The organism is Pusillimonas noertemannii, from assembly GCF_003096595.1.
Lineage (GTDB): Bacteria > Pseudomonadota > Gammaproteobacteria > Burkholderiales > Burkholderiaceae_B > Pusillimonas > Pusillimonas noertemannii.
In genome coordinates this window covers 506811-530712 of sequence record NZ_QEKO01000002.1, presented here as the reverse complement: position 1 = coordinate 530712, position 23902 = coordinate 506811, and the positions used below count along the sequence as shown (strand labels likewise).

Genomic DNA, 23902 nt, shown 5'->3' with positions numbered 1-23902 from the left:
ACATGGCGGCTTCCGATCCCCCCCAGCAGGCTTCCGAGCCCTCGGGCCGCCAGACGGAAGGCCAGGCCCGCTCGGTGCGCCGGGCCGCGCTGGGCGACTTCCTGCGCAGCGTGCGTGCGCGGGTCTCGCCCGAAAGCGTCGGCCTGCCGCCCGGCGCCCGCCGCCGCACCCCGGGGCTGCGCCGCGAAGAGGTCGCCCAGTTGGGCGACATCAGTGTCACCTGGTATACGTGGATAGAACAGGGGCGCGACGTGTCGGTGTCGCCCGCCGTCTGGGCGCGCCTGGCCAATGTGCTGCACCTGACGCGCGCCGAGCGCCATTATCTGTTCGAGCTGGCCGAGTGCGCCGATCCCGAGCACGGCGGCGAGCTTGCCGAACCGCTGCCCGAAGGGCTGCAAGACTGCGTGCACAGCATCGAGGCGCCCGCATACGTACTCGACCGTTGCTGGAACGTGCTGGCGCGCAACGAGGCCATGCTGCAGCTTTTCGACGGCTGGCCCGACCGCGTCCAGCGGCCCAACCTGCTGCGCTATATTTTCCTGGATCCGGCCGCCCAGCAACTGGTGGTGGACTGGGAGTTGCGGGCGCGAAGGGTGGTGGCCGAATTCCGCGCCGACGTGGCCGCCTATGCCGAAGAGCCCGATGTGCGCGAAGTGATCGATAGTCTGCTGCGCGATAGCCCGGTGTTTGCGCACTGGTGGCGTCGCCAGGCCGTGGTCGAGCGCGAGGGGGGCAGCCGCGCCTTCCGCCATCCGCGGCAGGGCGTGCTGAACTTTCGCCAGATCACCTTTCGTTCGGCCATACGCCCCGATTGCAAGCTGGTGATGCTGCTGGCCGGCTGATTTCCAGCCCCGGGCGGGCAGTTTTCTTCAGGCCTTGGCGCGCGACCGAAGATGCTGGGCCACATTGGCGGGCAGCCGCATGAACGAGAACGCCGAAAAGCATGCCATGACGCCCAGGATCATGAAGCCCCAGAACGTGTCGACGGGCTCCAGGTGCTCGGCACCGCGCCAGCTCATGCTCAGGTTCAGCACCAGGGCGGCGCCGCCGACCCCCAGGCTGATGGCCAGTTGCTGCGCCATGGCCGAGAAGCTGCTGGCCCGGCTCATTTCGGCTGAACCCAGGTCGGCATAGGTCAGCGTGTTGACGGCGGTGAACTGCAGCGAACGCGAGATGCCGCCCAGTACCAGCACGCCCATCATCACCCATACCGAAGTCTGGGCGCTGAACAGGCCGCATACCATGACCAGCGCGCCGGCCAGCACGGCATTGACGACGAGGACGCGCTTGAACCCGTAGCGGTTGATGACGGGGGTGGCGACGAGCTTCATCAGCAGGGCCCCGGCCGCGCTGCTGAAGGTGATCAGCCCAGCCGCAAAGGGCGACATGCCGAAGCCCACCTGCAGCATCATGGCCAGCAGAAAGGGGGCGGCGCCCACCGTGAGCCGGCACAGATTGCCGCCCAGCGTGGCAATGGCGAAGCTGCGTACCTTGAGCAGGGACAGGTCGACGATGGGGTGCTCGTGATGGCGGGCGTGCCAGATGTAGAGCAGGCCGCAGCCCAGGCCCACCCCCAGCAGGACAAAGACCTGGGTGCGCGACACGTCGTTGTGCCCGATGGATTCGAAGCCCGACACCAGGCAGGCCAGGCTGACCCCGCTCAGGATGAAGCCCAGCCAGTCCAGCCGCAGCGAGCTCTGGGGAATGTCGGGCGAAATATAGCGCAGCACCAGGGCGATGCCCAGCACGCCCACGGGGATGTTGATGAGAAAGATCCAGTGCCAGGACGTGTACGTAACCAGGAAGCCGCCCAGGGGCGGCCCCACGATCGGCCCAAGCAGGGCGGGCATGGAAAGAAAGGCCATGGCGCGCAGCAGTTCGGCCTTGGGCGTCATGCGCAGCAGAATGACGCGCCCCACCGGCACCATCATGGCGCCCGCCATGCCCTGGACGGTGCGGGCCATGACCAGGTGCGTCAGGTTCTGGGCCAGGGCGCAGGCGACCGAACTGACGGTGAACAGCACGATGGCGGTAATGAAGACCCGGCGTGCCCCGAAGCGGTCGGCGGCCCAGCCGCTGACGGGTACGAATACGGCCAGCGCCAGCAGGTAGCTGGTGATGGCGACGTTCATCTTGACCGGCGTGGTGCCCAGGGCCCGGGCCATGACGGGCAGGGCGGTGGCGACGACGGTGGAGTCGAGCATCTGCATGAAAAGCGCACAGCCCACGATGAAGGGAATCATGCGGATGGCCGTGCGTTCGTGTGCGGAAGAGGGGGAAACTGTAGAAGGTGGGTTGTCTGACGCCATGCCTGCATTCTAACTTTGTTCGTCTGCGTTAAACTCTTGGTTGACGGTTACTCATAGCGATACATAGGATATGGCCCGCCACTACGAATCCGAAATCACCCAGTTCCTGAACCAGTACAAGCGCGAGCACGCCGACACCGAGCAGCGCCAGCGCGAAGGCCGCGCCCGGCTCTGGGACAAGAACCTCGATCCCGAACTGCTCGAAAACTACCGGGCGGGGCGGGTCTGTCAGCGTCCCTACGTCTACCAGACTGACTGAACCCCCCTCCATGGCAGCGTCCGCCGTCTCGGCCGATGATCTGAACGCGCTGGTCGACCCCAAGGTCGACAGCACACCCGACGTCGTCGACAGCGTCGCGCTCGCACGCCTGTACGGCGAACCCCTGTTCGCCCTGCCGCAAGACCTCTACATCCCGCCCGATGCGCTCGAGGTCTTCCTGGAAACCTTCCAGGGGCCGCTCGACCTGCTGCTGTACCTTATCCGCAAGCAGAATTTCAACGTGCTCGACATTCCCATGGCCGAGGTCACGCAGCAGTATCTTTCCTACGTCGAACAGATACGCACCCAGAACCTCGAGCTGGCGGGCGAATACCTTCTGATGGCCGCCTTGCTCATCGAGATCAAGTCGCGCATGCTGCTGCCGGTCAAGCATGCCGACACCGGCGAAGAGCCCGACGACCCGCGGGCCGAGCTCGTCAGGCGCCTGCTCGAATACGAACAGATGAAGCTGGCCGCCCAGAAGCTCAACGAGCTGCCCCAGCTGGGGCGCGACTTCCAGCGCAGCCGGGCCTTCATGGACCTTCACGTCGAGCGCATGCTGCCTCAGGTCGATGCCGACGACCTGCGGCAGGCCTGGGCCGACATCATGAGGCGGGCCAGGCTCAACGCCCACCACCGCATCACGCGCGAGCAGCTCTCGGTGCGCGACCACATGAGCCAGATCCTGCGCCGGCTGGCCGACGTGCGCTTCATGGAGTTTTCCGAGCTGTTCACCGAACGGGTGCAGCAGGGCGACGCCGTGGCGGTCATCGTCGTGCACTTCCTGGCCATGCTCGAACTGGCGCGCGAATCATTGCTTGAAATCACCCAGGCCGAACCCTACGCGCCCATCTACGTGCGCTTGTCATATACGGCGGCGGCCGCCTAGGGCCAGGCGCGCGTCCCCGACGGAGATCTTCTTGAAAGTCGTACACACCATCGAAGAGTTGCGCGACCAGTTGCGCGGCCAACTGCATGTCTCGTTCGTGCCCACGATGGGCAACCTGCATGCGGGACACCTTGCGCTGATGAAGCTGGCGCGCCAGCACGGCAGCCCCGTGGTGGCCAGCATCTTCGTCAACCGGCTGCAGTTCGGCCCCAACGAAGACTTCGACCGCTATCCGCGCACCCTGGAGTCGGACATCGAGAAGCTCGAGCGCGAACGCGATGTCTATGTGCTGTTCGCACCGCGCGAAAGCGAGATGTATCCCGAGCCGCAAAGCTTCCAGATCCAGCCTCCCAGCGATCTTGGCGGCATTCTCGAGGGCGAGTTCAGGCCCGGCTTCTTCATGGGCGTGGGTACGGTGGTGCTCAAGCTGTTCTCTTGTGTGCAGCCGCGCGTGGCCGTGTTCGGCAAGAAGGACTACCAGCAACTGATGGTGGTACGCAGCATGTGCCGGCAGTTCCAGCTTCCGGTCAACATCCTGGCCCACGAAACCGTGCGCGACCACGATGGGCTGGCGCTGTCCTCGCGCAATGTCTATCTTTCGGAGGCCGAGCGGGCCGAGGCGCCGCGCCTGTATGCCCTCTTGCAGCGCATCCAGGACCAGTTGAAGCAGGGCTGTGCCGACCGCGAGCAGCTCGAGGGCGAAGCGCTGGCCGACCTGTCGGGCCGCGGCTGGCAGGTAGACTATGTTTCACTGCGCCGCCAACGCGACCTGGGCATACCCACTGCAGAAGAAATCCGGGCCGGCGAACCGCTGGTCACCCTGGCGGCGGCCAAGCTGGGCGCCACCCGGCTGATCGACAACCTCGAAATGCGCTACGGTGAATAGCATCGCGCTTTGCGCAGCCCGAGCACCTGCCTGGCCTTGCGAAGGCCTGTCTATTTGCATCTTTTGGGGTGATTAAGCCGAAATTAGAGGCTTATAGACGGGAGATGCGCACAAGAGTCGTCTGTCAGAAATGACAGGCGACAACTTATTACATGACATGACAAAATTCCTTCAGCTTTTAACAAAACAAAACGAGGGGAGTCATGCCAAACAACCGGCCAATTGATGCACTGATTTCCACGCTGACACCGCGCGAGCGCGATGTCATGCACTTTGTCGCCATGGGGGCGCCCAACAAGATCATTGCCGCCGAACTGGGCGTGTCGCAACGCACTATCGAGGCGCACCGGGCACGCTGCTTCCAGAAGCTGCAGGTGCGCAATGCCGTAGAGCTGGCCCGGCGGGTGATGTCGCTGCCCCAGTTTCGCGGTTAGCGTCAAACGCCGCCCCCGCATGGGCGGGCGTTTGACGCGATTATGCGCGGCGCGATGATTCCTCGCGGGCGGGGCCTTGGTTATATCGCAAGCTTATTGACGGGCCGGGGTCTCGGTTATTCGCGGGCTTATTCGCAGGCCGGGGCCTTGGCGCTGTTCAGTTCCACAATGCCGTCGATGTCGGCCTGGCGGGTAAGATGGTAGTCGAGCACGGGCTGGTGGTCGTTGACCGAATTCACGCGCAGCATGTTGTCATTGACAAAGGTCAGGCTGGCGGTTGACGATTCGCTGCCCGAGAGGCGCAGGCGAATGCGCCAGGGCTCTACCCCGATAACGTCCCAGCAGCCTTGCTGAGCCGAGGTCGAGGCGGCGCCGCCGTTTGTAAGCGGTTGCGAGCGCGCCCTCCATTGGCCATTGGGGGCCAGCGTAAGCGTGACCCGGCTGGCGTCGCAGGCGCCGCCCATCAGGCAGGGCAGGGTGCCCAGAAAAGTCTTGGCTTCGCGCACGGGCCGGGCCTGGGCGGCAATGGCCGCCTTGTCGGCCTGTTCAGACTGGGTGGCCGGATCTTGGGCATTTTGCCTTGGGGCGTTCTGGCCAAAACCCAGTTGAACCTGCGATGCCGCTGTGCTGGGTGCGCGGTTGCCCCGCGCTTGTGCCTGGGCGTCGGACAGCGAGGCCGGCTGCGACCGGGGCTGATTGATTTGCTGCTGCTGCGCGCAGCCCGCCAGGGCCATCAGCGTGGCGGCCACGGCGGCCAGGCTGGCGCGTGGCTTGAACGAAACGCGTTTGAACGGTGTGACGGTCATGACGAGCTCTGCTTTTTAGTTGTGGGCGAAAAGGGCACGGCTTTGCTTTTGGGCCGCTTTCAATTCTCGCCGCTATGTTAACAGGCCGGCTTCGTGCTGCGCATCTGTTTTCAGCTGCATTATGCGTGCTCCAGGGCCATGGGCTGCGGTACATTCCTAGTTTTGGACCGCGGGGTTTTAGCCCATGTTGAAGATAGGATTGACTGGTGGCATAGGTTCGGGCAAGTCCCGTGTGGCTGATTACTTCCAGTCGTGGGGGGCGTCGGTGGTCGACACCGATGCCATCGCCCATAGCCTCACGGCGCCTGGCGGAAGAGCCATAGAAGCCATACGAGGCGAGTTCGGCGACGCCACGATAGCGCCCGACGGCTCCATGAACAGGCAGGCCATGCGCGATCTCGTGTTTCAGGACGCCGGCGCGCGCCTGCGCCTTGAAGCCATTCTTCACCCAATGATAGGCGAGGTTACACGCGAGCAGGCAGAGCAGGCCCGGGGCTGCTATCTTGTATTTGTCGTTCCCCTGCTCATCGAGTCGGGCCGCTGGCGCGACAAGGTCGACCGCATCTGTGTCGTCGACTGCGACCCCGCCACCCAGATAGCCCGGGTGCGGGCGCGCAGCGGGCTGACTCAAGAGGCTATTGAGCGTATTATGTCGGTGCAGGTCAGCCGCGAGGCCCGTCTGGCCGCCGCGGACGACATCGTGCTCAACGACGGCGCCACCACCCTTCACGAACTCGAGGCCCGCTCGCGTGCGCTGCACGATGGCTGGTGCAAACTGGCAGCCCGGCAAGACTCCACCGGGAACGACAAAGTGTACTAACCACCAAAAGGTTACTGGTCGCGTGATTCTTTATGAATATCCTTGCAACGAACGCGTTAGGGCTCTGCTCCGGGTCGAGCATTTGTTCGGCAGGCTGTTTTTCTTTGCCAACGGTCCCGACGTCCATCATCACCAGATAGCTCTCGATACCCTGTTCGACCTGCTCGAGGTTTCCGAGCGCAGCGACCTGCGCGGCTCTGTGCTGCAAGACCTCGAGCGCCAGCGTGTCTCGCTTGGCGGCTTGCGCCAGCACCCCGGCGTCGATGCCGCGGCCCTCGACGCCATGCTGGCCCAGATCCAGGACGCGGCCACGGCGCTTGGGGCGCAAGGGCGCATCGGCCAGGGCCTGCGCGACAACGAATGGCTGGCCAGCCTGCGTGGCCGGCTGGCGGTGCCGGGCGGCTCTTCGCCCGCCGACATACCCTCGTACTACGCCTGGCAGATCAAGCCCCAGGAAACCCGGGTGCAAGATCTCAGAGAGTGGATCAGCCCCTTCCTGCCGCTGTACAGCGGCCTGGCCCTTATATTGCGCATGCTTCGCGATTCAAGCGACATCGAGTCGCTCGAGGCCCGCCAGGGCGCCTACCAGGAAATGCTTACCGGCAAAACGTACCAGCTGCTGCGTGCCTGGATCAATCCCGAGCTGGGCGTCTTCCCCGAAATGAGCGCCAACAAATACGTCATCTGGATCAGGTTCTCTACCCAGGACAACGAGCTCAAGCCGCAGCCGGTAACGCGCGACATCCCCTTCCAGCTGGCGCGCTGCAACTTGTAAAGGCGCGTCGCCGCCATTGCAAGGCCTCTCCTCGCCCGCCGGTGGAAGTTGTTGCGGTCGATTTCAATTGGCTGTTTTTTGTTCGCGCCCGGGACAGAATTGGCGACAATAGCGGCTTAATTTTTCCACTGGAGATCTTGCATGTCGGATTCGCGTCCCGGGACGGGCAGGCGCCGCATCGCCCGCCCTTGGTGGTGGATGCTATGCATAGTATTGGTGGCCGCCGCGGCATACTGGTACTTTGGCAGCGGCGGGCAGCCCGGGCAGTCAGGACCGACCGGACCCGCCGGGCCGGGCAACCCCTTCATGCCCGGCGGCATGGGGGCCGCCGTACCCGTGCGAGTGGCGCCCAGCCAGGACAGCAAGATCGACATCGTCTACCGGGCCATCGGCACGGTTACGGCCTACAACACTGTCACGGTGCGCAGCCGGGTCGACGGCGAGCTGCAAGAGATCTTTTTCGAAGAAGGCCAGAAGGTCAAGCAAGGCGACCTGCTGGCCCGCATCGACCCCCGGCCCTACCAAGTGCAGCTCGACCAGGCGCTGGGGCAGCAGAAGCAGAACCAGGCCCAGCTCGAGAACGCGCAGCGCGACCTGCAGCGCTATCAATTGCTGTTCAAGCAGAATTCCATCGCCAAGCAGCAGGTCGACGCCCAGGCCGCGCTGGTGCAGCAATACCTGGGTTCGAAAAAAAGCGACCAGGCGGCGGTGGACGACGCCAGGCTGCAGCTCGGCTTTACCGAAATCACCGCTCCCATCGACGGCCGGCTGGGGCTGCGCCAGATCGACCAGGGCAATCTCATTTCATCGTCAGGCACCGACGGCCTGGTGGTCCTGACGCAGACCCAGCCCATCTCGGTGGTGTTTACCCTGCCGCAGGCCCGGGTTCCCGAAGTGCTCGAGCAGTTCAGGCAGGGCATCAAGCTCGAGGTCGACGTCTACGACAGCGGCGATACGCGCAAGCTGGCCACGGGCGAGCTCGAGTCGGTCGACAACCAGATCGATATCGCCACCGGAACCCTCAAGCTCAAGGCGCGTTTCCCCAACCAGGACGAAACGCTGTTCCCCAATCAGTTTGTCAATGTGCGCGTCAAGGTGCGCACCGGGCTGCCCGCCATCGTGATTCCGGCCGCGGCTGTGCAGCAGGGCTCCCAGGGCGCCTTTGTCTATGCCCTGGCCGAGGACGATACGGTGCGCATCCAGCGCATCGCGACGGGCACGGTCGACGGCGACAGAGTGGCGGTTGAAAGCGGCCTCGAAGCGGGCGTGCGGGTCGTCACCGAGGGCGTCGACCGGCTGCGCGAGGGCGCCAAGGTTGAAATCGTGACCGGCGAAGAGCAGGCGGCGCGGCCCGCCGCCGTGCCGGGCGGACGTCGCGGCAGCGGCGTGCGCTCGCCGCACTAGCAATATTGGCAGACCTCTGTTCGCGCCATGAATCTATCGCGTCTTTTCATTCTTCGGCCCGTAGCCACCACGCTTTCCATGGTGGCCCTGCTTATCGCCGGCCTGCTGGCCTACCGCATGCTGCCGGTGTCGGCGCTGCCCGAGGTCGACTACCCCACCATACAGGTCAGCACCGAATATCCGGGCGCCAGCCCCGACGTCATGGCTGCATTGGTCACTTCGCCGCTCGAGCGGCAGTTCGGGCAGATGCCGGGCCTGATCCAGATGACCTCCACCAGCTCGGGCGGCCTGTCGTCCATCACGCTGCAGTTCGACCTGGACCTGGCGCTGGACGTGGCCGAGCAAGAGGTGCAGGCGGCCATCAACGCAGCCTCCAGCCTGCTGCCCAACGACATGCCGGCGCCGCCGGTATACAACAAGGTGAACCCGGCCGATACGCCGGTGATCAGCCTGGCCGTCACGTCGCCCACCCTGCCGCTGCACGAAGTGCGCGACCTGATCGACATCCGCGTGGCACAAAAGCTTTCGCAGATCACGGGCGTCGGCCTGGTCAGCATAGCCGGGGGACAACGGCCGGCGGTGCGCATCCAGGCCGATCCGCAGGCCCTGGCCGCGCGGGGCCTGGCCCTGTCCGACCTGCGCAATGCCATCACGTCGGCCAACGTCAACCAGCCCAAGGGAAATCTCGACGGTCCCCAGCGGTCGACCACCATCAACACCAACGACCAGCTGAGCTCCATCCAGGACTACGAAAACCTCATCCTCGCCTACAACGAGGGGGCGGCGCTGCGCCTGCGCGACGTCGCGGTGGCCAGCCGGGGCGCCGAGAACACGCGCCAGGCCGCCTGGGTGGGTAATGAACCCGCCATCCTGCTGAACATCCAGCGCCAGCCCGGCGCCAACGTCATCGAGGTGGTCGACCGGGTGAAAGAGCTGCTGCCTTCGCTGCGGCAGGCCCTGCCCATAGGGGTGGATGTTTCGGTTGCGACCGACCGCACCCAGACCATCCGCGATTCGATCAACCACGTGCAGTTCGAGATGCTGCTGGCCATCGTGCTGGTGGTCATGGTCACCTTCGCCTTCCTGCGCAGCTGGACCGCCACCTTCATTCCCAGCGTGGTCGTGCCGCTGTCCCTGGTGGGCACCTTCGCCATCATGTACTTGACGGGTTTCAGCGTGAACAACCTGACCCTCATGGCGCTGACGATCGCGACCGGCTTCGTGGTGGACGACGCCATCGTCATGATCGAGAACATCGCCCGCCACATCGAAGAGGGCGAGAGCGCCATGCAGGCGGCCCTGAAGGGCGCGGCCCAGATCGGCTTCACGCTGGTCTCGCTGACTTTGTCCCTGATCGCCGTGCTGATTCCCCTGCTGTTCATGAGCGACGTCATCGGCCGCCTGTTCAGCGAGTTCGCCATTACCCTGGCGGTGGCCATTCTTCTGTCGCTGGGCATATCGCTTACGCTCACGCCCATGATGTGCGCGCGGCTGCTGCGTCCCGAGGCCGAACAGCGGCACGGGCGCTTCCAGCGCTGGCTGGGCCGCGAGATGGATCGCCTGGTGGCCGCCTACGAGCGGGGCCTTGGCTGGGTGCTGAACCACCAGCGGCTTACCCTGTGGGTGGCGGTGGGCACGCTGCTGCTTACCGCCGTGCTGTACGCCCTGGTGCCCAAGGGCTTCTTTCCGCAGCAGGACACCGGCCTCGTCCAGGCCATCAGCCAGGCACCCGCCACGGTTTCCTTCAGCGCCATGGCCGAGCGCCAGAAGCAGGCGGTCGACGTCATCTTGCAAGACCCGGACGTCGATACGGTTTCGTCCTTCATCGGCATCGACGGCACCAACGCCACCGTCAATACCGGCCGCATGCAGATCGCGCTCAAGCCGCTTTCAGACCGCGGCTCGAACGCGGCCGACATCATACGGCGCCTGAACGAGCAACTGGCCGGCATACCCGACATCCGGGTGTACATGCAGCCCGTGCAAGACCTGACCATCGAAGACCGCGTCAGCCGCACGCAATACCAGATGTCGCTGTCCGACCCCGACCGCGCGGTGCTGCTGGAATGGGCGCCGCGGCTTGAAGAGGCCATGCGCCGGCTGCCGCAGCTGGAAGACGTCGCCAACGACCAGCAATCGGGGGGGCTGCAGACGGTGCTTGCGATAGACCGCGATGCGGCCGCCCGGCTGGGCATCACCATGGCGGCGGTCGACGAGGCGCTTTACGATGCATTCGGCCAGCGCCTGGTGTCGACGATATTCACGCAATCGGCCCAGTACCGGGTGGTGCTCGAAGTGGACGAGCAGTTCCGGCGCAGCCCCGAGGCGCTGAACCACATCTATGTGCGCACCGAGTCGGGCGCGGTCACGCCCCTGAGCAGCATCGTGACGGCCACCGAGCGGGCCGGGCTGCTTTCCATCGAGCGCCTGGGCCAGTTTCCCGCCACCACGCTTTCCTTCAACCTGGCGCCCGGCGTGGCCCTTTCCGACGCCGTGGACGCCATCACGCGGGCACAGGCCGAGCTCGACATGCCCGCCACGATAGAGATGCGCTTCCAGGGTGCCGCGCGGGCCTTCGAGGCATCGCTGGCCAGCACCCTCTGGCTGATGCTGGCGGCCGTGGCGGCCATGTACATCGTGCTGGGCATCCTGTACGAAAGCTACATTCATCCGGTCACCATATTGTCGACGCTGCCGTCGGCGGCCATAGGCGCCTTGCTGGCCCTGCTGCTGACCGGCAAGGCGCTGGACATGATAGGCATCATCGGCATCATCCTGCTGATAGGCATCGTCAAGAAGAACGCCATCATGATGATCGACTTCGCGCTCGATGCCGAGCGCCAGCGCGGCCTGGCGCCGCGCGACGCCATTCATGAAGCGGCCCTGCTGCGCTTCCGGCCCATTTTGATGACCACCCTGGCGGCCCTGTTCAGCGCGATTCCACTCATGCTGTCCACGGGCGCGGGTTCCGAACTGCGCCAGCCGCTGGGCCTGGTCATGGTGGGCGGATTGATCTGCAGCCAGCTGCTCACCTTGTTCACCACGCCCGTCATCTACCTGATGTTCGACCGGATGTCGCGCCGTTACAAGGCAAGGTGGGCGCGGCGTAGTAATGCCGGTGAGGCGCTGCCATGAAATGGCTGACCCTGTTCATCATGCGGCCGGTGGCGACCACGCTGTTGTCCATCGCGCTGGTGCTGACGGGCGTGCTGGCCTACAGGCTGCTGCCGGTGGCGCCGTTGCCCGAGATCGATTTCCCCATGATCTCGGTCAATGCGCGCATGGCGGGGGCAAGCCCCGAGACCATGGCGTCCAGCGTCGCCATGCCGCTCGAGCAGGCATTGGGCTCCATCGCGGGCCTGAAGGAAATGTCGTCGCGCAGTTCAGAGGGCTCGACCAACATCACGCTGATGTTCGACATGGACCGGGACATCAACAGCGCGGCCCGCGACGTGCAGGCGGCCATCAACGAGGCGCGCAGCATGCTGCCCTCGGGCCTGCGCAACAACCCCACCTACAACAAGGTGAACCCCTCGTCCGCGCCCATCATGGTGCTGGCGCTGACTTCCGACGTTGCCACCCAGGGCCAGCTGTACGACCTGGCCTCCACGGTCATTGCGCAGAAGCTGGCGCAGGTAACCGGCGTGGGCGAGGTGACCGTGGGCGGAAGCTCTTTGCCGGCCGTGCGCGTCAGCCTGAACCCGCAGGCGCTGGTCAGCGCGGGCGTCTCGCTGGACGAGATCCGCATGGCGCTGTCCAATGCGAACACCCTGCGGCCCAACGGCATCGTCGAGAACGACCGCCATCATTGGCAGATATTGTCCAGCCCGCAGATGACCCGCGCCGAGCAGTACGCGCCGCTTATCGTGGCCTGGCGCGACGGGGCGCCGATACGGCTGAGGGATGTCGCAACCGTCGAAGACGGGCTCGAAGAAATCTACAACGTCGGCTACTTCAACGACAAGCAGGCGGTCCTGCTGATCATCCGCCGCCAGCCCGACGCGAACATCATCGAGACGGTGGACGCCATACGCGCGCAGCTGCCGATGTTCCAGGCCATGGCGCCGGCCCACGTGCAGCTGACCGTGGCCCAGGATCGCACGCCCAGCATACGCGCCTCGCTGCACGAGGCCGAGATCACCCTGATCATTGCCGTGATCCTGGTGGTGATGGTGGTGTTGCTGTTCCTGCGCAATCTGCGTGCGGCGCTCATCCCCAGCATTGTCGTGCCGGCTTCGCTCATTACCACCTTTGGCTTGATGTGGTGGTTCGGCTTCAGCCTGAACACGATCTCGCTCATGGCCCTGATCGTGGCCACCGGCTTCGTAGTCGACGACGCCATCGTCGTGCTCGAGAACATTTCGCGGCACATCGAGCGCGGCATGTCGCCCTTTCGCGCGGCAGTGCGCGGGGTGCGTGAAGTGGGCTTTACCGTGATGGCCATGAGCGTGTCGCTGGTGGCGGTCTTCATTCCCATCCTGCTGATGGGCGACATGCTGGGGCGGCTGTTTCGCGAGTTTGCCGTCACGCTCACGGCGGCCATCATGGTCTCCCTGCTGCTGTCGCTGATCCTTACCCCCATGATGTGCTCGCGCCTGCTCAAGCCCGGCGCCCAGGTCAAGCGGCAGCCCGGCGCAGTGGGCCGGCTCTTGCAGAGCGTGGGCGATCTCCTGTGGCGCGGGTATCGCAGTTCGCTCGAATGGGCGCTGCGCCACAGCCGCCTGATGATATTGCTGCTGTTCGCCACCATAGGGCTGAACGTCTACCTGTATTCGGTCGTGCCCAAAAGCTTTTTTCCGCAGCAGGACACGGGGCAGCTCATGGGCTTCTTCAGGGTGGACCAGGGAACCTCCTTCCAGGCCGCCCGGCCCAAGCTCGAGAAGTTCCGCCGCATACTCATGGAGGATCCCGCCGTCGACAGCGCCACGGTCTTCATGGGGGGGCGCGGCGGCAGCACCTCGAGCTTCATGATGATCCAGCTCAAGCCGCTTGACGAGCGCAACGCCAGCGCCGTCGAGGTCGTCAACCGCCTGCGCCCCCGGTTCAGCAGCGAGCCAGGCGCGCGACTGACGCTGATTCCCGAGCAGGACTTGCGCGGAGGGGGGCGCAGGGGCTTCAGCTCGTACGACTACACGCTGATGGCCAGCGACCTGTCCCTGCTGCAAACCTGGGTTACCAAACTGCGCGCGGCCATGTCCGCGCTGCCCGAGCTCGTCGACGTGGAAGACGGTATTGAAGACAGGGCCCAGCGGGTCGAACTGGTGATCGACCGCGATGCGGCCACCCGCCTGGGCGTGGACATGTCGCTGGTCGCCTCCACCCTGAACAACGCCTTCAGCCAGCGCCAGGTGTCGGTCATCTATGGGCCCTTGAACCAATACCATGTGGTCATGGCCGTCGACCCGCGCTACGCCCGCGACATCGAGTCGTTGAAGCAGGTGCAGGTCATTACGGCAGAGGGCAATCGCGTGCCCCTGGCTTCGTTCGCCCGGTTCGAGTCGGGCAATGCGCCGACGAGTGTCAGGCACGAGGGCCTGCTCGCCGCCGAAAACACCTCGTTCGACCTGGCGCCGGGCGTGACCCTGGAAGAGGCTTCCGCCGCCATCGAGCGGGCGGTGGCCCGCATCGGCCTGCCCAGCGACCAGATCCAGGCGGGCTTCGTGGGTGATGCGCAAGACCTGCAGAAAGCGGTGCAGCAGCAGCCCTGGCTGATTCTCGCCGCGCTGCTTACCATGTATATCGTGCTGGGCATGCTGTATGAAAGCTATGTGCACCCCATCACCATTCTTTCGACCCTGCCTTCGGCGGGCATCGGGGCGCTGCTGGCCTTGCGCCTTTTGGGGCACGAGTTTTCGCTCATCGCACTGATCGGCGTCTTTTTGCTGATCGGCATCGTCAAGAAGAACGCCATCATGATGGTGGATTTCGCCCTTCAGGCCGAGCGCCAGCGCAAGCTGTCCACGCGGGACGCCATCTTCGAGGCCTGCCTGGTTCGCTTCCGCCCCATCATGATGACGACCGTATCGGCCCTGTTCGGGGCGCTGCCGCTGATATTCGCCACCGGCACGGGTGTCGAGATCCGCCAGCCGCTGGGCATTACCATCGCGGGCGGCCTCATCCTGAGCCAAGTGCTTACCCTTTACACCACCCCGGTGGTCTATTTGTACCTGGATCGCCTGCGCTTGTGGGCGGCCCGCTGGAGGCGTCCGCGCGGGGCGCGGGAACCACTGGCGGCCGGGTCCGATGAGTGAGGCCGTGACGATGCCTGAAGCCAGGGCGCCCCGGCGGCAGGCGGAGCGCCGCCAGGGGCACGGCAAGCATGAAAGAGAGCATAGGGCCGTCTGCGCCGCGCGGCCAGGAAGAAAGAGAGAAACATGAACGGAATCGGTTTGAGTTTGCCGGATCAGTATCGCCAGGGCCTGCGGGCCGTCGCGCTGGCCGTCTGCGCGGCCCTGGCGGGCTGCGCTGTGGGCCCCGACTACACCCTGCCGGTCGTGCAGGTGGGCGACCACTACAAGGAAACCGAAGGCTGGACCCCGGCCCGTCCCAGCGACGCGGCGCCGAGGCCCGACTGGTGGCGCAGTTTCCAGGACCCGCGGCTCGACGAGCTCATGCGCGAGATGCTGGACGTCAACCTTACGATTGTCCAGGCCGAGGCGCGCAACAGGCAGGCCCAGGCCCTGGTGCGCTCGGCCGGCGCGGGCTTTTTCCCCACCTTGGGCACTTCCGCCTCGGCCACCCGCTCGGGCGGCGGCTCGGGAAGCTCGAGCTCGGGCGGCGGTTCTACGGGGGGCACGGGTAATCAGTACAGCCTGTCGGGCAACGTCAGCTGGGAAGTCGACCTGTGGGGTCGCGTGCGTCGCACGGTGGAAGCCAGCGAGGCGGGCGCGCAGGCCAGCGAGGCGGACCTGGCGGCAACCCGGCTGAGCATGCAGTCGACGCTGGCGCAGACCTATTTCCAGCTGCGCGCCTATGACGCCGAGAAAGATCTCTTTCGCCAGACCGTCAAGGCCTACGAGCGTTCGCTCGAGATGACGCAGAACCGCTACGCCGCCGGCGTGGCGGCCCAGGCCGATGTGGCCTCGGCCCGGACCCAGCTTGAAAACGCCCGCACGCAGATGCTGGCGCTGGACCGGCAGCGGGCCCAGCTGGAGCATGCCTTGGCGGTGTTGCTGGGGCGTGCGCCTTCGCAGTTCGGCCTTGAAGAAGCGCCGTCGCTGGTGGCCGTGGTGCCCAAGGTGCCCGACACAGGCCTGCCCTCGCAGCTGCTCGAGCGGCGTCCCGACATTGCGGCGGCCGAACGCCGCACGGCCCAGGCCAATGCGCAGATCGGCGTGGCCCAGGCGGCGTGGTTTCCCGACCTGACGCTCAGCGCCCAGGCGGGCTACCGGGGCAGCCAGTGGGCCGAATGGCTTAGCGCGCCCTTCCATTTCTGGTCACTGGGGCCGGCCCTGGCATTCACCATTTTCGACGGCGGCGCCCGGCAGGCGAGGCTGGACGAGACCCGCGCGGCCTATGACGAGCAGGTGGCGGCTTACCGGCTTACGGTGCTTTCCGCCTTGCAAGAGGTGGAGGATTATCTCATACAGCTGCGCGTACTGGCGCAGGAGCAAGAGACGCAGGGCAGGGCGCTGGCTTCGGCCCGCGAGTCGCTGCAACTGACGCAGAACCAGTACGACGCGGGAATGATCGACTACCTGAGCGTGGTGCAGGTGGAGGCCACGGTGTTGAATGCCGAACGCTCGGCCCTGGATCTGCGGCTGAGCCGCCAGATCGCGGCGGTGCAGCTGATGACGGCGCTGGGCGGGGGCTGGCAGGTGCCGGAGGCCGAGCGGCGACCCGACGATAGTGTGGAATAGCCGCAGTTTTTGAAGCTGGATTCAGGTTCTTCGAGACGCTGAATCGGGGTCTTTTTGAGCCCTGGGTCTGAGTTCCAAGCATCGCCCGGATGGCCCTGGTTCTGGTTTACGCGAGCAAATGCCGAATGCCCGCAACACCGTGCGCGCCATGCTGCCTGGCTGCGGGCAGGGTAGCCGCCGACTGGCCCCCTATGGCGTACACCGGCAAGCCCGCTTCGAAGGCCAGGCCGGCAAAGCCTTCCCAGCCCAGCGGGGCCTGGCCCGGATGCGAGGGCGTATCGAGCACGTGCCCCAGCACGGCAAAGTCGGCGCCCAGGCTGCGGGCGGTTTTCAGGTCGTCGGCATTGTGGGCCGACACACCCAGCAGGCGGCGCGGCTTCAGATGGGCGTCGCGGCGTGTCAGGGCGTATTCGCGGCTGTTTGGGTCGGTGCCGTTGGCCTGCGCCGGCTCGTCGGGTAAGTCGGGCAGGGTGCCGGCCGGGGCCTGGCGCTGGCCGCTGGCCAATTCGGCTGCATCCTGGGCGCGCAGATGCACCCCGTCGGCCAGGGCCCACCAGTCTTCAGGATGAGCGCTATTGAGCAGGCAAGGCGCGCCGGCCTTGCGGCAAACCCGAAGAACGGCTTCCAGGCCGGCACGCACTTCGGCGGCATCGGCCTGGGCGGCCCATTGGGGCTCGCGGAACTGGACCAGCATCTTGCCGCGGGCCAGGGCCGCTTCGAGTTTGGCCAGGAAGCCCGCCAGACCCTCGCTGCCGCCTATCGAGGTCAGCAGATAGCGTTCAGGCAGTTGCAGCCAGCGCAGCGGCGGCTCGGTGGCGGGCAGCAGGGGGCCGATGTCGAGCGGCACGTCGGTGCGAACCCAGGCCAGGGATTGGCCCTCGATGCCGGCGGGCGTGCCTTGCCACCCCGTGACCTTGCAGAAGGAAAGGCGCACGATGGTCTTGGGGTATTCGTGCACATGGGTGACCCAGCGCGCGGATTCGGTCACGTCGATGTCGAGCTCTTCCTTCAATTCGCGGGCCAGGGCCTGCAGCACGGTCTCGCCGGGTTCGATCTTGCCGCCGGGCAGCTCCCACCAGCCCGACCAGGGCTTGTCGCCCGGGCGCTCGGCCAGCAGCAGTTCGCCGTTGGGGCGCAGGATGAGGCCCGCCGCAACGTCGATGAAGGGTTTAGACATGGCGGGCCGCCCAGTCGCGGGCAAACTGGCGTGCCACACGGCCCGAGCGCGAGCCGCGTTCAAGAGCCCATTGCAGCGCTTCGATGCGGGATTCCGCGATGTTCTCGGGCGAGCAGCCATGCACGCCCAGCCAGTAATTCACGATGTCCAGGTAGTCGTCCTGCTTGAAGGGATAGAACGAGAGCCACAGGCCGAAGCGTTCGGACAGCGAGATTTTTTCCTCGACGGTTTCGCCCGGATGGATCTCGCCGTCGGGCTGGTGCTGCGCGCTGAGGTTTTCGCTGAGGTATTCCGGCATGAGATGGCGGCGATTCGAGGTGGCGTAGATCAGCACGTTGTCGCCCGAGGCACTGATGGAGCCGTCGAGCACCGATTTCAGCGCCTTGTAGCCGGGTTCGCCTTCTTCGAAGGACAGGTCGTCGCAGAAAATGATGAAGCGCTCGGGACGGGTGCCCAGCAGATGCACGATGTCGTCCAGGTCGGCCAGGTCGGACTTGTCGACCTCGATCAGGCGCAGGCCCTGGTCGGCGTAAGTGGCCAGCATGGCCTTCACGAGCGAACTCTTGCCGGTGCCCCGGGCGCCGGTCATCAGCACGTTGTTGGCCGGCTTGCCTTCTATGAACTGGCGGGTGTTGCGGTCGATGATGCCTTTCTGGCGCTCGATATGCTGCAGGTCGCCGGCCTCGATGCGGGAAACCTGCTTTACGGCGTCGAGCCAGCCGCGCGCGCCGCGCTTGCGCCAGCGGTATGCATGGGCGCTCCAGTCGGTTTCGGGCGGGGCGGGCGGCAGCCAGGCTTCAAGTTGGGCCAGAACGCGTTCCGCGCGTTCCACGAGCGTGGTCAGGTCTAAGGCACTCAAGCGTTTCTCCAGGCAATTCCGGGCAAACCGCCATTATCGCCAATTTCGGGCCGGGGGGCTGCAGAGGGCCTTGTGCAAGCACGTATAATCTAGCCTGGCCCGCGAGGTTGTTCCGGCATCCCCCAGCGGTCTCGAGTGTGCCCCTTGGCTTCTTTGTTGCGGATTCCCCTTTGAACCTAGCCGATTTGCTTGCGCCCATTTCTGACGACATGAAAGCCGTCGATGCGGTCATCCGGGCGCGCCTGAACTCCGACGTCGTCCTGATCCGCACCGTGGGCGACTACATCATCGGCGCCGGAGGCAAGCGCATGCGGCCGGCCCTGCTGCTGATGATCGCCAACGCGCTGGGCTACAAGGGCTCGCAGCACCACCTGCTGGCCGCCGTGGTCGAGTTCATACACACCTCTACCCTGCTGCATGACGACGTCGTCGATGAATCCGACCTGCGGCGCGGGCGCAGCACGGCCAACGCCGTGTTCGGCAACGCCGCCAGCGTGCTGGTGGGCGACTACCTGTACTCGCGCTCGTTCGAGATGATGGTCGAAGCCGACTCCATGCGCATCATGCAGGTGCTGTCCAAGGCCACCACCATCATCGCCGAGGGCGAGGTGCTGCAGTTGCTCAACGTGCACGACCCCGCCGTTTCCATCGAGCGCTACATGCAGGTCGTGCGCTACAAAACGGCCAAGCTGTTCGAGGCCGCCGCCCAGGTCGGCGCCATCGTGGCAGGCGCAGACGCACGTCAGGAAGAGGCCGCGGCCGCCTATGGCCGGCACATCGGCACCGCATTCCAGCTGGTCGACGACGTGCTCGACTACAGCGGCGACGCCGGCTCGCTGGGCAAGAACGTGGGCGACGACCTGCGCGAAGGCAAGCCCACCATGCCCCTGATCCGGGCGATGGAAGTCGGCACCCAGGCTCAGCGCCAGCTCATCGCCGGCGCCATCGAGGCCGGCGACGGCGACTTCGAAGCGGTGGCGCAGGCCATTCATGACACCGACGCGCTCGAGCACACTCGTGCCATCGCCGCGGCCGAAGCCGAAGTGGCGCGCCAGGCGCTCGAAGCCTTCCCCGTTTCCGTACATCGCGATTCTTTGCTAAAATTCTGTTCTTTCGCGGTGGAACGAGACCGCTGAAAAGAAGGGCCGGCCCATGGCTTGATAGGGGTCCCGGCCATTTTTGGGTCTGAAGCCTTGAGCCTTGGCCTGTAGATTTCAAGCCAAAACACACACTCGGGGTGTAGCTCAGCCTGGTAGAGTACTGCGTTCGGGACGCAGGAGCCGGAGGTTCGAATCCTCTCACCCCGACCAAGTTATTAAAACAAAGCCCTTGAAATCCCACGCCTGGATTTCAAGGGCTTTGTTTTTGTTGAGGTTTTGGTTTGGCTCTTTCCGTTATCGGGGGTCTGGGCATGGTTTTCTGGTTCAGGCATGCAGGTGTACGTGGCGCTTGGCATGATCGAACCACAGCGTAAGTGAGGCGTCCGGCGAATACCGCCTATAATACGGTATATGCCGAATCTGGCCATGCCAGGAGGACACCATGTTTGCCGAAATAATGAGAGACGCCGGCTACGCTGCCTATCGCTCGCGCTTGAACGCCTTGCTGGGCATTCCCGAGAACGCAAGCGAGACGCAGATTCACGACAGCATTGTGCATGGGTTTCCTGCGACACGGCTCGTCGAGCTATGTGAAAAAGGCGAGGTTACGCCGCTTGAGCGCGATCAGATAATTCCCTTACGCACACTTAAAGCACGCCTTTCCAAAGAGCAGCCTTTAACGGTAGACGAAAGCGACCGGCTTTTCCGCGCGGCACACATCGCCGCTATGGCGCAAACAATCTTTGGCGATCAGGCCAAGGCCAGGCGCTGGCTATCCAAGCCTAAAGCACGATTCAATGGCCAAAATCCCATGGCGCTTCTTACGACGCTCCAGGGTACGCGCCAAGTCGAAGAAATGCTGCTGCAAATTGCCGAAGGCTACGCGTTTTGATTTTTTGGAGAATCAGCGCCTTCCCCGATCTGACCGGACGAGGTGGCATGCTGGCCGGCGGGCGCTGGCACCGTGCCGGAAGGCCTGTCGTTTATCTGGCTGATTCCCCCGCTTCGGCCATGCTGGAAGTACTGGTGCAACTTGAAATAGACGCTGAAGACGTTCCCGATAACTTGAAACTGCTTCGCATCGAAATTCCCGACAGCGCATCAATGCAAAATCTCGCCGATCATCTGCCCGAGCACTGGGAAGACAACCCGGCACACACCCGAGCACTGGGCGACGATTGGCTGGCCAAGAACCAAACTTTGCTATTGCAAGTACCCAGCGCAATCATGCCCCATACACGGAATTATCTGTTCAACCCTCTGCATGCCGAAGCGGGTTTGGCGAAAGTGGAAGTGGAAACCTTGAGGTTGGATGGGAGGTTGTTGAAAGGAAGAAGCCCTACCTCCGGCTGAAGCTCAGGCAAACTCCGACTCTGGCTACGTCCGTACTTGCTTGCCCGCCGGAAGGGCTTTTTGTTTTTCGCCGCAGCTAACCGAAGATCGCCTCGGGCAGCACGGCGGAAACGACGTAGTTGGGAACGTCGACGGCGTTGCTGATGCGCAGGTCGGCGGCGATGCTGCAAATGACGTACGCCTGCTGCTGGCTGAAGCCGCGCTCTTGCAGCAGGTGCATCATGTTCAGAACCGCATTGCGGGCGGCAAGGTTCAGGTTCTCGCCCTCGCAATCGCCATCGGGATGCAGGGGCATCCCCATCACGCCAAGCATTTGTTGCGACAGGTTCGAGCGTGGGTCGGGAACGGGTTGCGTATAGGTGAACACCGGGCCTTCGAACTTGCGCCGCAAGGCCAGCCCGGCATGGCGCTTGAAGCGAACGGCAACCGTAGCGCCCATCTCGATCGCATTGACGCAGACTTCGCCGTCGCCTTGTGCGAAGTGCCCGTCTCCGGTTGAGAACAGGCCACCGTCGACATACACCGGCAGGAACAGCTTGGCGCCCTTGGTAAGCTGCTTTACATCGAAATTGCCGCCGTTTTCACGCGGAGGCAAGGTTCTAAGCCCATGAACGCCGCAGGCGCCGGCCGGAATGGCGCCTGCGGGGTCGGGCATCATGACCATGCCCCCGCGTTCGGCTATTTTTTGTTCCCGCCTTGTCCATTCTTCGACCTTCTGGCGCGACGGAGCAACGGCTGAAATGCCCATGAACGGCGCGCCCGGAATGCGCACCCCGGGAACCTGCTCGGACGTCGCCCATCCGTCGCTAAGCTTCCAGTGAGCAAGAAAAGGGTCGGTCATGACGTCGCGCAGAAAGCCCAGGCCGGGCAAGATGCAGGTGAAGCCCGTTGCCTGCGGCACGACGTCGAGAAATTCAATTTCAAGAACGTCGCCGGCTTTTACGCCCTTGACATAGACTGGCCCCGTAAGCGGATGAAGCGCGCCTATGTCGATCTTGGCAAAATCAGCCACCGTTGCGTCGGGCGCGATCTGGCCGTCGACCGCGTCGCGCGTTTCAAGTATGACTTCTTCGCCCTCATTGACTTCGAGCAGCGGCTCGATATCGGGATGATAGCGGTTGTGCCCGCAATGGGGTTCGTCACACAACCTCTTGCTTCGGTCAATACGAATCGCGTGCATACCGCGGTCTCCTTGTTTATTGGATATTGTTCTACCCGAGCGATACCGGCATTTCGAGCGTAGCCTCCACTTCAGACCACCTGATGTTAGGTCCTTTCTCAAGGGGGAGCACACCATCTGAGGAAAACCCTTATACGCCTCTTGTTTCTAATGATATAGCATTAGGTGTTCTGATAATGTGTGGGAAATGATCATGGAGCTTTCCAGCAAAACTGCCCGGGAACTTTACGAAGAGATCAAGCGTAAGCCGACTCGTCCCCGGTTCGGGTTTGGCCGCAAGCCCATTCTGGTGAACGTCGACCTGCAAAAGTCGTACACCAGCGTGGGCGAGTTCGCCACCGCGTATGAAACCGACCCCAGGCAGCTCGAATATGTCAATCAGCTGGCCGACGCCTTTCGCGCGCAGCAGTTGCCCGTGGTGTGGACCTACGTCGCCTACATGCAGTCGGGCGAAGACTGCGGCGTGTGGGGCACGCGCACCGATACGCCCGACTCTTTGCAGAACATCAAGGTGGGCGCGCGCCGCGCCGAATTCGACGACCGCATCAACGTGGACCAGGTGCGCGACGTCATCTTCAACAAGCGCATGCCCTCAGCCTTTTTCGAAACCCATCTGCGTTCGCTCATGACATGGCACGGCTGCGACACGGTGGTGGTTACCGGCGGCTCAACCTCGGGCTGCGTGCGGGCCACGGTGGTGGATGCGCTGTCCAACGGCTACCGGGTGGTGGTGCCCGAAGAATGCGTTGCCGACAAGCATGAAAGCCCGCATTTCGCCAACCTGTACGACATTGCCGTGAAGTACGGCGACGTGGTGCCGGTGGCCGACGTGTTCGAGCACCTGAAGCAAAGAGCGGGGTCGGCAAAATGAGCGAGACCCAAGTCAGCGACCTGAAGCTGTACGATTATTTCCCGTATCGCAACCGGCCCCGCATCGCCTGGCCGGGCGGCGCGCGCATTGCGGTGTGGGTGGCGCCCAATATCGAGTTCTATGAATTCGATCCGCCCAACAACCCCAAGCGCAAGCCCTGGGCCCGTCCCCACCCCGACGTCCTGGCCTATTCGCATCGCGACTATGGCAATCGGGCGGGGTGGCAGCGCATGATGCGCGCGATGGACGAAACCGGGTTCCGGGGCTCTGTTTCGCTGAACGTGGCCATGTGCGACCACCACCCGGAAATCATCAAGGCGTGCGCCGACCGGGGCTGGGAGTTCTTCTCGCACGGCATCTACAACACGCGCTATGTGTACGGCATGACGCGCGAAGAAGAGCGCGGCATCGTGGTCGATTCCCGCGAAACCATCAAGAAGTGGACAGGCCAGAGCATGGACGGCTGGCTTTCGCCGGCTTTGTCCAACAACCCCTGGAGCCTTGACGTGCTGGCCGAAGAAGGGGTGCGCTATACATGCGACCTGTTCCACGACGACCAGCCCACGCCCGTTCACGTTTCCAGCGGCCGGCTCATCAGCGTGCCGTACTCGCTCGAGATGAACGACACCATCGTCTACAACGTGAATCTGTTCACGCCCCGCCATTATGGCGAGATCATCAAGCGGCAGTTCGACCAGCTGTACGCCGAGGGCGCACAGTCGGGCACGGTCATGTGCATTCCGCTGCACCCCTACCTGGTGGGGCAGCCGCACCGCATCGACGCCTTTGCCGAAGCGCTGGCCTACATCGCCGGCCACGAGGGCGTCTGGCTTGCGACGGGCCGCGAGATCGCGCAGCACTATTACGACCATCACTACGACACCGTCGCACAGGCCATTGCGGCCGTTCAATAAGGCAGGA

General features: G+C 64.3%; 21 protein-coding genes and 1 tRNA gene. 17 read left to right on the top strand and 5 right to left on the bottom strand.

The window, feature by feature from the left end; genetic code table 11:
* Positions 1 to 2 precede the first annotated feature (2 nt).
* Positions 3 to 842, top strand: a complete 840-nt coding sequence (locus tag C7440_RS09620) for a helix-turn-helix transcriptional regulator (RefSeq protein WP_017524862.1) — start codon at positions 3 to 5, stop codon at positions 840 to 842.
* Between the two features lie 27 nt (positions 843 to 869).
* Here the strand turns inward: C7440_RS09620 and C7440_RS09615 are convergent, their stop codons facing one another.
* Positions 870 to 2243, bottom strand: a complete 1374-nt coding sequence (locus C7440_RS09615) for a DHA2 family efflux MFS transporter permease subunit (protein ID WP_017524861.1) — start codon at positions 2241 to 2243, stop codon at positions 870 to 872.
* A gap of 136 nt (positions 2244 to 2379) precedes the next feature.
* On the opposite strand from C7440_RS09615, the gene C7440_RS09610 reads away from it, so the two are divergent.
* From C7440_RS09610 to C7440_RS09595, 4 genes are all read left to right on the top strand, one after another.
* Positions 2380 to 2568 carry a DUF3460 family protein gene (locus C7440_RS09610; RefSeq protein WP_017524860.1) on the top strand — a complete coding sequence of 63 codons (189 nt, stop codon included), beginning with the start codon at positions 2380 to 2382 and terminating at the stop codon, positions 2566 to 2568.
* A 10-nt stretch (positions 2569 to 2578) separates the two neighbouring features.
* On the top strand, positions 2579 to 3457 hold the full coding sequence (locus C7440_RS09605; protein ID WP_017524859.1) for a segregation and condensation protein A: 879 nt from the start codon (positions 2579 to 2581) through the stop codon (positions 3455 to 3457).
* 31 nt (positions 3458 to 3488) lie between these two features.
* A complete protein-coding gene (gene panC, locus C7440_RS09600; RefSeq protein WP_116518359.1) occupies positions 3489 to 4343 on the top strand; it encodes a pantoate--beta-alanine ligase in 855 nt (284 codons plus the stop codon).
* Between the two features lie 203 nt (positions 4344 to 4546).
* Positions 4547 to 4777 (top strand): response regulator transcription factor, encoded by a 231-nt coding sequence (locus C7440_RS09595; protein WP_017524857.1) that lies wholly within the window; start codon positions 4547 to 4549, stop codon positions 4775 to 4777.
* Positions 4778 to 4905: 128 nt separating this feature from the next.
* On the opposite strand, the gene C7440_RS09590 is transcribed toward C7440_RS09595, so the two are convergent.
* Positions 4906 to 5583, bottom strand: coding sequence for a hypothetical protein (locus C7440_RS09590; protein ID WP_116518358.1), 678 nt, complete (start codon positions 5581 to 5583; stop codon positions 4906 to 4908).
* Positions 5584 to 5767: 184 nt separating this feature from the next.
* On the opposite strand from C7440_RS09590, the gene coaE reads away from it, so the two are divergent.
* From coaE to C7440_RS09560, 6 genes are all read left to right on the top strand, one after another.
* Positions 5768 to 6403: a dephospho-CoA kinase gene (coaE, locus tag C7440_RS09585; protein ID WP_026068012.1), complete on the top strand. Its 636-nt coding sequence runs from the start codon at positions 5768 to 5770 to the stop codon at positions 6401 to 6403.
* Positions 6404 to 6425: 22 nt separating this feature from the next.
* Positions 6426 to 7178: a cell division protein ZapD gene (gene zapD, locus C7440_RS09580; RefSeq protein ID WP_026068011.1), complete on the top strand. Its 753-nt coding sequence runs from the start codon at positions 6426 to 6428 to the stop codon at positions 7176 to 7178.
* Between the two features lie 141 nt (positions 7179 to 7319).
* Positions 7320 to 8582, top strand: coding sequence for an MdtA/MuxA family multidrug efflux RND transporter periplasmic adaptor subunit (locus C7440_RS09575; RefSeq protein WP_040549168.1), 1263 nt, complete (start codon positions 7320 to 7322; stop codon positions 8580 to 8582).
* Positions 8583 to 8609: 27 nt separating this feature from the next.
* Positions 8610 to 11717, top strand: a complete 3108-nt coding sequence (locus C7440_RS09570; RefSeq protein ID WP_116518357.1) for a multidrug efflux RND transporter permease subunit — start codon at positions 8610 to 8612, stop codon at positions 11715 to 11717.
* Positions 11714 to 14833, top strand: coding sequence for an efflux RND transporter permease subunit (locus tag C7440_RS09565; protein WP_116518356.1), 3120 nt, complete (start codon positions 11714 to 11716; stop codon positions 14831 to 14833). Before C7440_RS09570 ends, C7440_RS09565 begins: the two co-directional genes overlap by 4 nt.
* Positions 14834 to 14956: 123 nt before the next feature.
* The gene (locus C7440_RS09560) at positions 14957 to 16441 is read left to right on the top strand and encodes an efflux transporter outer membrane subunit (protein ID WP_116518355.1); all 1485 of its coding nucleotides are present in this window, start codon (positions 14957 to 14959) and stop codon (positions 16439 to 16441) included.
* Between the two features lie 106 nt (positions 16442 to 16547).
* Here the strand turns inward: C7440_RS09560 and C7440_RS09555 are convergent, their stop codons facing one another.
* Both C7440_RS09555 and C7440_RS09550 read right to left on the bottom strand, forming a co-directional pair.
* Positions 16548 to 17618, bottom strand: a complete 1071-nt coding sequence (locus C7440_RS09555; RefSeq protein ID WP_017524849.1) for a thiamine phosphate synthase — start codon at positions 17616 to 17618, stop codon at positions 16548 to 16550.
* Positions 17611 to 18477 carry an ATP-binding protein gene (locus C7440_RS09550; protein WP_017522994.1) on the bottom strand — a complete coding sequence of 289 codons (867 nt, stop codon included), beginning with the start codon at positions 18475 to 18477 and terminating at the stop codon, positions 17611 to 17613. The genes C7440_RS09555 and C7440_RS09550 overlap by 8 nt, the downstream gene beginning before the upstream one ends.
* Positions 18478 to 18647: 170 nt before the next feature.
* Here C7440_RS09550 and C7440_RS09545 point away from each other — a divergent pair, with 170 nt between their 5' ends.
* The 4 genes from C7440_RS09545 (at position 18648) to C7440_RS09530 (ending at position 20930) form a co-directional block, all read left to right on the top strand.
* Positions 18648 to 19613: a polyprenyl synthetase family protein gene (locus tag C7440_RS09545; RefSeq protein WP_026067646.1), complete on the top strand. Its 966-nt coding sequence runs from the start codon at positions 18648 to 18650 to the stop codon at positions 19611 to 19613.
* A gap of 97 nt (positions 19614 to 19710) precedes the next feature.
* Positions 19711 to 19787: transfer RNA gene (locus tag C7440_RS09540), tRNA-Pro, on the top strand.
* Positions 19788 to 20019: 232 nt separating this feature from the next.
* Positions 20020 to 20469 carry an antitoxin Xre/MbcA/ParS toxin-binding domain-containing protein gene (locus tag C7440_RS09535; RefSeq protein WP_116518354.1) on the top strand — a complete coding sequence of 150 codons (450 nt, stop codon included), beginning with the start codon at positions 20020 to 20022 and terminating at the stop codon, positions 20467 to 20469.
* Entirely contained in the window at positions 20466 to 20930 is a 465-nt protein-coding gene (locus tag C7440_RS09530; protein WP_116518353.1) for an RES family NAD+ phosphorylase, read from the top strand. The genes C7440_RS09535 and C7440_RS09530 overlap by 4 nt, the downstream gene beginning before the upstream one ends.
* A 76-nt stretch (positions 20931 to 21006) precedes the next feature.
* Here the strand turns inward: C7440_RS09530 and C7440_RS09525 are convergent, their stop codons facing one another.
* Positions 21007 to 22110, bottom strand: a complete 1104-nt coding sequence (locus tag C7440_RS09525; protein WP_165832519.1) for an acetamidase/formamidase family protein — start codon at positions 22108 to 22110, stop codon at positions 21007 to 21009.
* A gap of 193 nt (positions 22111 to 22303) precedes the next feature.
* On the opposite strand from C7440_RS09525, the gene C7440_RS09520 reads away from it, so the two are divergent.
* On the top strand, positions 22304 to 22981 hold the full coding sequence (locus C7440_RS09520) for an isochorismatase family protein (protein WP_116518582.1): 678 nt from the start codon (positions 22304 to 22306) through the stop codon (positions 22979 to 22981).
* The gene (locus C7440_RS09515; protein ID WP_116518351.1) at positions 22978 to 23895 is read left to right on the top strand and encodes a polysaccharide deacetylase family protein; all 918 of its coding nucleotides are present in this window, start codon (positions 22978 to 22980) and stop codon (positions 23893 to 23895) included. Before C7440_RS09520 ends, C7440_RS09515 begins: the two co-directional genes overlap by 4 nt.
* The last annotated feature ends 7 nt before the right edge of the window (positions 23896 to 23902 follow it).